The sequence below is a fragment of the Actinomycetota bacterium genome (assembly GCA_018830725.1).
Classification (GTDB): Bacteria; Actinomycetota; Humimicrobiia; order JAHJRV01; family JAHJRV01; genus JAHJRV01.
In genome coordinates, this window is the sequence record JAHJRV010000062.1 from 1 (window position 1) to 5,224 (window position 5,224).

The 5,224-nt window shown below is 25.4% G+C and carries 4 protein-coding genes; 3 read left to right on the forward strand and 1 reads right to left on the reverse strand.

Translation table 11 applies throughout. The features are described from left to right. The 3 genes from KKC53_03030 to KKC53_03040 all read left to right on the forward strand — a co-directional run. Positions 1-1,204 (forward strand): oligosaccharide flippase family protein (locus KKC53_03030; protein ID MBU2598138.1); only part of this gene is annotated, 1,204 nt, incomplete at its 5' end. A 26-nt stretch (positions 1,205-1,230) separates the two neighbouring features. Continuing rightward, positions 1,231-2,109, forward strand: coding sequence for a tetratricopeptide repeat protein (locus KKC53_03035; protein MBU2598139.1), 879 nt, complete (start codon positions 1,231-1,233; stop codon positions 2,107-2,109). Beyond that, entirely contained in the window at positions 2,102-4,765 is a 2,664-nt protein-coding gene (locus tag KKC53_03040) for a DUF3367 domain-containing protein (protein ID MBU2598140.1), read from the forward strand. The genes KKC53_03035 and KKC53_03040 overlap by 8 nt, the downstream gene beginning before the upstream one ends. A 167-nt stretch (positions 4,766-4,932) precedes the next feature. Here the strand turns inward: KKC53_03040 and KKC53_03045 are convergent. After that, positions 4,933-5,224: hypothetical protein (locus KKC53_03045; protein MBU2598141.1), on the reverse strand; the 292-nt coding region annotated here is incomplete at its 5' end.

A 5,224-nucleotide genomic window follows, 5' to 3' on the forward strand; every position in this document is an offset into this window, starting at 1 on the left:
AGTTTTGCTATTTATTGCGATTAATATAGTTAATTTTTCAAATTATATTTATACATTAATGATGGCAAGAATGTTAGGTCCAGCTGAATTCAGCCTTTTTGCTTCATTAATTTCTATTTTTATAATTTTATCTTCTTTGATATCTACTATTCAAACAGTTACTACAAAATATATTTCTAATTTTTTTGCAGAAAAGGATTACAAATCAATTTCAAACTTTTTTTTCGATTCCTTTAAAAAGATAATATTAATCTGCTTAATTGTTTTTCTTTTTTTTATATTAGCCTCAAAACAAATAGCCTTATTTTTAAATACAGTGTCTCCAATTCCAATAATTATTTTGGGTTCAATGGTTATTATCTCAATTTTTGTTTCTATAAGTAGAGGAACATTACAGGGTCTTCAAAGTTTTTCTCATTTATCTTTAAATTTAATTATTGATGCAATCTTACGCTTGGTTATTGGAATATCACTTGTATATTTGGGTTTTAAAACCAGTGGAGCTATTGGTTCAAGTTCTATCTCCGGCTTTTTGGCTATATTGATATCATTTATCCCTCTCAGTTTTATATTTAAAAGTAGGAATAATAAACAAGATATAAAACAGGACATAAATTTTTTGGAGGTTTATAAGTATTCTATACCTGTACTTATTGCATCAATTTGTATTTTTATATTAATAAGTTTTGATCTTGTATTAGTTAAACATTTCTTCAATGAATTAAATGCAGGTCAATATTCTGCAGCTGCAACAATGGGAAAGATAGTAATTTTTATTCCAGGAGCTATTGGGCTTGTGATGTTTCCAAAAGTGGCAGAGTATCATAAAAAAAACGTAAATTCTATTGATATTTTAAAAAAGAGTCTTTTTATTACATTGATTCTTTGTGGAGGAGTAACAATTTGTTATTTCTTATTTCCAAACTTTCTAATCAGAATAATGTTTGGAAAAATATATGAAAATAGTGCTTATCTCATTAAATTTTTTGGAGTTGCTATGACATTCTTTGCTCTAAACAATATTTTAATTTTATATAATTTATCAATAGAAAAATTCAAATTTATTTTTCCCACTATTTTTTTTACAATTCTTCAAATAGTCCTTATATATCTTTTTCATGGCTCACTAATACAGGTAATTTTGATATTACTATTCAATAGCCTTGTTCTCTTTGCAGTAAATCTAATTTCAACTTTTTTATAAAGATTTTTAAAATTTTTATACTTACTATGAGCAAAAAAAATACTCTTTTAAAAAGTACAAATCTAACAATCTTTTGTGCGTTACTCCTTCTTTTTCTTGTTCCATTTTTTATATTTATAGGAAAGAGACATATTGCAGAAATATTTGCAGATTTTGCTTATGGATTTCTTGTTTTAAGTTTAATATTAGGTATCAGTGAGCAGATAAAGATAAAAAGTACTATATTACGAAGGACAAAAATATTTAATGTTTTATTGATTCTATTTATTCTAATTATAATCTTTACTCTTTCGACAAGGTCTTTAAATAAAGGATATAGACTTAAAGTCAATGAAAAAAAGGCTGCAGATGTATCAATTTATTTAGAAATGGGTAAATCTTTTTTGGATAATAAAGATTATGATAGAGCGATAGAAGAATTCAAAAATGCAATTAAAATAGATAATGGAAATTTTAAATCATATTACTTAATTGGGAGAGCATTTTATAAAAAAGGTGATTATGAAAGTGCAAGGGATTATCTTTTTCAGGCAATCAGAATTAATAAGTATGATTTTCTATCAAATATTTTGTTGGCTGTAGTATTTGAAAACATAGGTGACTATGATAAAGCAATTGTTCAATATAAAATTGCCAAGGATTTAAATCCATATGATTTTGGTGTGCATTACGGTCTTGGTAGAACATTTTATAGGGTGGGTAAGGTATACAAAGCGCTTAATGAGTTATTAATAGCTAAAGAGAAAAACCCAACAAATTTTGAAGTGAACTTTATTTTAGGAAAAATCTATTATGAAAAAGGAGATTTTAAAAATTCATTAAAATATTTTAAATTCTGTGAAACTATCAATTCTGAAGATAAAAAAGTACAAGATTATATCAATTACTTAAAAAAATATGATTAAAAGAATTAAATTTTTTTTTGGAAAAATTAAGAGCTCAATAGAGATTAAAGAAATTTTAATATTAGTTATTATCTTCGTATTTGGCTTAACACCTTTAATCTGGTTCAAAGATGGACTTATCATCGCAGGTGGAGATCATTTAGAACATCTGGATGCTTCTAACCTATTTTATTATTATTCTTTTTCCTGGAATGCGAAATTTAATGAGGGGTCTCCTAATTTAAATATTTCTCAAGTTTTCCCATATATCCTATTCTGGGTTGTTCTAAAAAAAATTGGATTATCTTTGGTTAATATTGAGAAAATGTGGTCTGTCTTGACATTTCTTTTACCTGGTTTCTTTATATACTACCTTATAAAAACATTAAATAAAAATAGAGAAAACTTTTATTTATCGGGAATAATAGCTGCATTTTTGTATATGTTTAATCTTTATTTAGTTCTTGACCCTATCCATGAGGTATATCGTTTAGTTCAGGCTTTTCTTCCTTTAATGTTGGCTTTTTGGATTAAAGGTTTAGAAGAACCAAATTTTTCTTTAAAATATTCTGTTTATATCGGTATTACATCGATATTTTTTACTTCTTCTTATTTAATTCCTCCTGTAGTTAGTGTTATTCCATTAACTCTTTTTTCATATTTAATCTTTTTCTTTTTTAATAATAGATCAAAGATAGTTAAAGGTTTAAAATTTGCCTTCATAACTCTAATTATTACAATTTTTATAAATTTTTGGTGGATGATAGTTTATTTTCCAAGCGCTATTCAGATTTCTAAGAGTATGCGTAAAGTTAAAGGCTTTACTGCGTTAGATACCGGACCTCTTTTAGAATTTTTTAGATTTTTAGGTAGTTGGAGTTGGAAATTGAAAGGCTATGAACTCCCTTACTTTCCATATGTTGATTATTATGATAGATTCCCCCTACTTTTTTTAACATTTCTTCTTAGCGTAATTATATTTTCTTCGATATTTTTTTTAAAACGATATAAAAATATTTCATATTTTATATTTCTCTCTTTGCTTGGACTTTTTTTAGTCAAAGGCACTCATTCCCCTTTTGGAGAAATATATAACTTTTTCTATCACAATATTCCAGGGTTTTGGACTTTTAGAGAACCTTATACAAAATTTACACTACTTAATATTTTTTCACTCTCTGTATTACTTGGATATTCAGTAGACGGTATCTATAAATATATTAAAAGTTCAAATTTTATTAAAAAAAAGAGATATATTTATTTAATTCCAAATATTTTTGTAATTTTAATAATTCTAACAATTCTTACTATCTCCTTTCCGATGTTTACTGGAGAGACTATCTGGAATGAAAAAGATGGAAATAGAAGGACATTGCATGTAATGATTCCTGAATACTGGACTGATATTCAAAATTGGTTTGAAAAAAATGATAATAAAAATAAAATTTTTATGGCTCCAAAGGGAGGATTATACAATTCTCCATTTAATTGGGAACATGGATTTAGCTCTACATATACTCCTGCAAAGGTATTGTTCAAGAACCCTATCTTATTTTTTGATTCAGAACCATTGACATATGCAAATAGATTAATTAATTCAATTTTTGAAAATTTAAATCCAGAAAATATGTTAGATTCTAGTAAAATATTATCTCTTCTAAATGTAAAATACATACTTCAGCAGAATGATTTAAATTGGGAATTTGGTTCAGAAGGAACCTTATCTCCTGTGGATATGAAAAAAATATTACAAAATCAGGAAGGTTTTAATAAGAAAAAGAGTTTTGGAAAATTAGATTTATATGAGATAGATGATGATTTTTTTATACCAAAAATCTACATTCCACATAAAATAATATATTTTCAAGGTGGAATTGGAGATATCGAATATTTAGCAAAGATTTCCTCTTTTAATGAGTTTAATGGAGAAAGCAGTATAATTTTTTCAGAATTTTTAGATAATAATGATATTCAAACTATGGATTACATTTCACATATTTTTTTAACAGCCAATATCCAAAGAAATAAAGATGACACAAATTGGATATATAAAATAGATGTTCTTTCAATGTTTGATTATAAAGTCTACTTCAGAAATAGTGAATCTTTTGAAAAACATGATGTTGATTTTATTGTTATGAATATGGGTGGGAATAAGAAAAAGATAAAGATAAAAGATATTGACATTAGAAATGAAGAATGGATTTTCTTAGATAATTTAATACTTGATATAGGTTCTCATGAAATAGAAATATCATTTTTTGATTCTATGGGGAGAGAAAAACCATCAATAAAATTAGATTTAGCTGTTAAATATGATAGGGAGAATGTTGAAAAACCTGAAATTGTTTTTAAAGAGATAAATCCAACAAAATACAATATTCAGGTAAAAGAAGCTAAATATCCATATCTGCTGGTTCTATCTGAAAATTTCAATAGAAACTGGAAATTGTATTTAAACGGAAAGCCAGTGCTGGAGAAGGATCATCTTATTATAAATGGATTTGCGAATTCATGGTTTATCTCAGAAAAGGGAGATTATAATCTTACAATTGAATACTTACCCCAAAGATATATGAATTTTGGTGTTTTACTATCTATTTCAACTATATTTTTAAGCTTGTCTTATTTAGTTTATAGCTATATTTCAAAAAAAAGAAATAAGATTTTAAAATAACTTAGATTAAAAATAATAATTTAAAAAATTCTACTAAAAAGAATCTGATGTAATACAAATTTAGGGCAAGGCTTTAGCCTTGCTTCAATATAAAGCATTGTTAAATAAGATTAAACATTATATATGCAACCCTAAAGGGTTGCCCTACTTGATTTATAAATAGATAACTAAATATAATTTAGAAAGAAATATAAAATAATACTGCCAAAGGTTATAAATCCAATCATTAAATAATAATATTTTAATTTACCCGTTTTTTCTAATCTTTCTCTCCATTGATTTAAATATATTGTTGGAACAATAGATAATAATAAAAAGTATGTATAGTTTGCTATTCTATCTGCTATTTTGTAATTGTTTAAAATTAATAATAGTGGTAAGGATAGTAACATGAGCAAACAAAAGGAGAAAGCTAACTTAAATTCAATTTTGAATATCAAATAGTAAATAATAAAAAGA